The following is a 5,551-nucleotide window of genomic DNA, read 5'->3' on the forward strand; positions in this document are numbered from 1 at the left end:
AATTAGTGGAAGCAAGTTTACACAGAATCTGTACTACAACACCGGCACCGGCACCGCCAAATACAACGGCAGCATCAGCAGCATGACGTGGAAAGCTGGAAATGAGAGCACTATCCGTGGCTATAAGTTCACTTACGACGGATTAAGCCGTCTGATGAACGCCACTTACGGCGAAACAGCCGGCATCAATACGAACACCAACCGCTTCAGCGAGAACGTGACGGGCTATGACAAGAACGGCAACATCAAGACCTTGCAACGTTACGGTCAGACCGCTGCTTCCAGTTACGGTTTGATTGATAACCTGACTTTCACCCTCGCCGGCAATCAGTTGAGCCGTGTGGACGATGCGGCAGCAGCTTCTGCCTACAATGGTGGTTTCGAGTTCAAGGACGGTGTGAAGCAGGCGAACGAATACACTTACGATTCCAATGGAAATTTAACTAAAGATTTAAACAAGGGGATTAGCAATATATCGTATAATTGTTTAAATTTGCCAAGTGCGGTGACATTCAGTGACGGGAGTACGATTGTCTACACCTATGCAGGTGACGGCGCCAAGCTAAAGACTGTACATAAGATAGGAGGTACAACCACCACAACTGACTATTGTGGAAATGTGGTCTATGAGAACGGTGTTCAGAAGTTGCTTCTTACCGAAGAAGGTTATGTGACACTGAGTGACGGCAAGTATCATTACTACTTGAAAGACCATCAGGGTAATTACCGGGTTGTGATTAACCAAAGCGGCACGGTAGAGGAAGCGAACCATTACTATCCCTTCGGTGGTGTGTTTGCAAGTACAGGCAATACCCAGCCTTATAAGTATAACGGCAAGGAGCTTGATGCGAAGAAGGGGTTGAACTGGTATGACTACGGGGTACGTATGTATGATGCGGCGCTGGGGAGGTTTGCAACGGTGGACCCTTCTGCTGAAAACTACTTCAATACAAGTCTCTATGCTTATTGTGGTAACAACCCTATCAGCAGAATAGACCCAACAGGAGCTGACTGGTATGAAGATAAGCAAGGGAATTTACGTTGGCAGGAAGGTAGTGAAGCTTTAAAAGGCTATACAAATATCGGTTCATCCGCCTCTATTGCGTTAGGTAATGACAACTATCTGAACTTCTATCAGAATGGAGGTATCTTAGCCAATCAGGCTGTTAATGCTTTTGACTTGATAGCCTCCAGCGGTAAACTTCAGAATCAGTTCTTAGGTAAAACCAGTCCTTTATCTGAAGACTCTAAGTCTGCCCTTTTCAATTCTCTGAACAGTCGTTCTATAGATGCTATTGCGCGACCTATAGGCGAAGCTGCCTTTGGCTTTGGTGCCGGAGAGTTTGGCGGTATGTTGTTGGGGAAGGCAATAGGATGGGCTGTAGGAAAGGTGGCAGGAAGAGGTACTCAAAATGCAATACAATCAACTGCTCACGGAGTGCAACGGATTGCTGGAACAACGGCAACGAGAGGAGGGGTACTTTCTGTGAATGAAGTAAGAGTAACAAAGTCTGTAGGAAAGGCTTTTACTCAGGCTGATGGAGCTACAGTTTATCTTCATGAAATTACTCCCGGTAGATTTAATGCTGTTGTAGAAGGGAGGAAAGGTATAATAACAACAATGGGAAATTGGTCTCAAAAATCTATTAATAGAATAGCGAAAAATTATGGATGGAATATTAAATAAAGAAATGGTTGTTTGCTGTTTCTGCGGGAAGAGTTTACCCTTAGAAGCGGCTGTAGTTTTGAAAGTTTGGGCAAATGAGAAGAGTGAGGAGTATCAAGTATTATATTCCCATAAATCTCATTTTGTTAGAGCATTAGATAAATCAGTAATACTACATCCAGATTTATTAGAGCCTGATGCTTTAGGTTAATTCGTCGTAACGAACTACTGTCTTCCTCTGATATAGGTTGATTAAAAACCAATCTATCTAATTACTATCCTAACATCAGATATTCCATATCTTGTATGTTAGGATAGTTTTTGTTATTCTATCAGCGAGACGTAGGATACCTATTGTGTGTATGACGACCACCGTAATCTCTGCACTTGGAAGAAGCTTCCGGATGCGCAGCTCGCGGAGTATGTGTATGACAACGGTGGACGGCTGACGCAACAGGGGGAGTGCACGAACAAGACGGTTTCTTCCGATCAGGTGGTGCATGTGCAGAACTGGGCGGTACGGGTTTCCCGACGAGCCAGTTCACGAACGACACTTCGGGCTACAGTAAAGGCTCCCTGACAGGAAGCGCGGTGACTGTATCCGGCAGCAGTACTAAAATTTACAAAGGCTATTACTATGACGTCAAGGGGCGTGTAACTAAAGTCGTACAGAACAATCTTTTGGGCGGTTATGACGTGACTAATACGGTCTATGCCTTTACGGGACAGCCCGCCACGGTGACGCATAGCCATACCGCAAGCGGCAAGTCCACACGTACGGAAGTCTATACCTATAGCTATGACCATGCAGACCGTGTAAGCAAGGTGGAGCATACTTTGGGAGGAACCAAAATAACTCTGGCAGACTATACGTACGATAGTTTCGGCCGTCTGAGTACCAAGTCCCTGCACGGCTCTGCGGCGAACAAGCTGACGTATGCCTATAACCTCCGCAGCTGGCTGACGGGCATCACAAGTACGCGCTTCACCCAGAACCTGTACTACAATACGGGTGTGGGTACCGCCCGCTACAACGGCAGCATCAGCAGCATGACCTGGAAGTCCGGGAATGAAAGCACCGTCCGCGGTTACAAGTTCACCTACGACGGACTGGACCGCATGCTGAATGCCACCTATGGCGAAACAGCAGGTATCAGCACGAACGCGAACCGTTTCAGTGAGAACGTGACGGGCTACGACAAAAACGGTAACATCAAGGGATTGCAGCGTTACGGGCAACTCTCTTCAACCGCCTACGGCATGATAGACAACCTGACTCTCACCTTGAACGGCAATCAGTTGAACCGCGTGGATGATGCGGTAGCGGCTTCCACCTACAATGGCGGCTTCGAGTTCAAAAACGGTGCCAATGCCGCCGATGAGTACTCTTATGATGCCAACGGCAATTTAACTAAAGATTTAAACAAAGGTATTAGCGGCATTACATATAATTTCTTAAATTTGCCGAATGCAGTAACGTTCAGTGACGGAAGTACCATCACCTATACTTATGGAGCCGACGGCACAAAGCTGAGAACAGTCCATAAGATAGGCAGTACAACCACAACGACTGACTATTGCGGCAATGTGATCTATGAAAACGGAGTCCAGAAGCTGCTTCTTACCGAAGAGGGTTATATTACTTTGAGCGACAGCAAGTATCACTACTACTTGAAAGACCATCAGGGGAATAACCGGGTAGTCATCAGCCAGAGCGGCACGGTAGAAGAGACGAGCCATTACTATCCTTTCGGCGGGGTATTTGCAAGTGCAGGCAATGTTCAGCCTTACAAGTACAACGGTAAGGAGCTTGATACGAAGAAGGGTTTGAATTGGTATGATTATGGGGCGAGGCATTATGATGCGGTGTTGGGAAGGTTTATAACGGTTGATGCTTTATATGACAAACATTTTAAAGTATCTCCTTATGTCTATTGTGGAAATGAGCCTGTCGGTCGCATTGATCCGGATGGAAATGATTGGCGCGTGCAAACCCATTATAATCGTGAAACGGATAAGATAGAATATAAAATTACGGTAAGAGCGGCTTTGATAAATAATTCTAATAATAAGGAGCTTGATATAAAGACTTTGGCTGGACAAATAGTAGAGCAAGTGAATGCCGCATATACGATTTCAGGTGATGACTTTGTTTCGACTATGGATATGCAATTGAGAACTGTCAACTCGGTGGATGATATAAAGGACACTGAACACGTTTTGCAGATTGTTGATCAAGATATGTTGACAAAAACGGATAAAAGTGTAGTTATGGCTGAGACTTATAAAAATAGTCTGGATGTGAAAATAGGAACGAAAGCGGTTTCTAATATGTTGAACAATGATGATAACCGGACTTTTGCTCACGAACTTGGTCATTCAGGAGGATTGGGGCATACAATGAATGTGGAAAACTTGATGACACAGAAAAAAGTTATTCAAGATTTTGATGGAGATTATCTTAAAGCAACTCAGTTAAACCGTTCTCAGATACAAACAGTCCGAGATAATTATATCCATAACAAGTTGAATAGGCATATTCCTAACTGGAGGCAAAAACTTAAAAGAAGGCAGTAATATGAAGACACGTATATTTATTTTTATAATCATACTTGCCATGCTGGTGGCGTGCATTGGTCATTTGGACTCAGAGAATGATTTCATGATTCGAGTAGGTACTGGTTTTAAGGAGCGTACCGGTAAAGATTATATCCAATGTTGGGTGAATGACAGCCTTGTTTTTAATGGACTGTATGTGAACAAGACGGATGACCAAATATTGGACTACCATGAAGATTGGCTTGGAATGGAAATCACCCGTTTCGATAAAAGCGGATATGATAGTTTAAAAATAAAGATACGTGTCACATCTCTGGATACGGTATTATATTGTGGAAAAAGGGTCATAGATAGTACGTTCCGATACCGGATTGATAATATTCCCAATATTGTAATTTCATGTAGCTCCAACGGTGGTATTTTGTTGTGGGATACTTTACGTACACCTGATTATTTTTGGCTCGAATATTGATATATTAAGAATCTCTGATTCTATAATCTAAACAATTCCCTGCTTATGTTGGATGTAAGCAGGGAATTTCATATAGGAGCATGCTGACTTGGAGCGGTACGCTTTCCGTTACCGGTACGACGTGACATCCACGGTCTATACCTTTACGGACAAGCCTGCCACGGTGACGCATACGCACACGGCAAGCGGGAAGGACAGCCGGACGGAAGCATACACTTACAGCTATGACCATGCAGACAGGCTCTCCAAGGTGGAGCATACATTGGGAGGGGCGAAGGTGACGCTTGCTGCCTATGCTTATGATAACCTTGGTCGTCTGCAATCGAAGTCGCTGCACGGCTCCGACGCGGACAGGCAGGCTTACGCCTATAATGTACGCGGCTGGCTGACGGGCATCAGCGGAACGAAGTTCACGCAGAATCTGTATTATAACACCGGCAACGGGCCTGCCAAGTATAACGGCAGCATCAGCAGCATGACGTGGAAGGCAGGAACGGCAAGCACCGTCCGCGGCTACAAGTTCACTTATGACGGACTGAACCGGATGCTGAATGCTACTTATGGCGAGACAGCAGGCATCAGCACGAACGCCAACCGTTTCAGTGAGAATGTGACGGGGTATGACAAGAACGGCAATATCAAGAGTTTGCAACGTTACGGTCAGACTGGTGCCAGTGCCTACGGCCTGCTTGATAATCTGACTTTCACCCTGAACGGCAATCAGTTGAGCCGTGTGGACGATGCCGTGAGTACCGCGGCATACGGTACAAACACTGCCTTTGTGAACGGTGCAAGCGCTGCAGGGGAGTATGCCTACGATGTCAATGGTAATTTAACGAAAGATTTGAATAAGG

At 45.3% G+C, this 5,551-nt stretch carries 4 protein-coding genes and 1 pseudogene; all 5 read left to right on the forward strand.

Annotation, left to right across the window (positions count from 1 at the left end):
- The coding region (locus DW800_RS19990; protein ID WP_243634927.1) for an RHS repeat-associated core domain-containing protein at positions 1–1,687 on the forward strand (1,687 nt) is incomplete at its 5' end.
- On the forward strand, positions 1,668–1,877 hold the full coding sequence (locus DW800_RS18375) for a hypothetical protein (protein WP_035447395.1): 210 nt from the start codon (positions 1,668–1,670) through the stop codon (positions 1,875–1,877). The genes DW800_RS19990 and DW800_RS18375, both read left to right, overlap by 20 nt.
- Positions 1,878–2,128: 251 nt before the next feature.
- A complete protein-coding gene (locus DW800_RS18380) occupies positions 2,129–4,243 on the forward strand; it encodes an RHS repeat domain-containing protein (protein ID WP_373162570.1) in 2,115 nt (704 codons plus the stop codon).
- A gap of 1 nt (position 4,244) precedes the next feature.
- The gene (locus DW800_RS18385; RefSeq protein WP_035447390.1) at positions 4,245–4,697 is read left to right on the forward strand and encodes a hypothetical protein; all 453 of its coding nucleotides are present in this window, start codon (positions 4,245–4,247) and stop codon (positions 4,695–4,697) included.
- Between the two features lie 88 nt (positions 4,698–4,785).
- Positions 4,786–5,551: pseudogene (locus DW800_RS18390) on the forward strand (RHS repeat-associated core domain-containing protein); the annotation flags it as partial.

Origin of the sequence: Bacteroides sp. AM32-11AC (assembly GCF_003603515.1) — a bacterium.
GTDB lineage: Bacteria > Bacteroidota > Bacteroidia > Bacteroidales > Bacteroidaceae > Bacteroides > Bacteroides uniformis.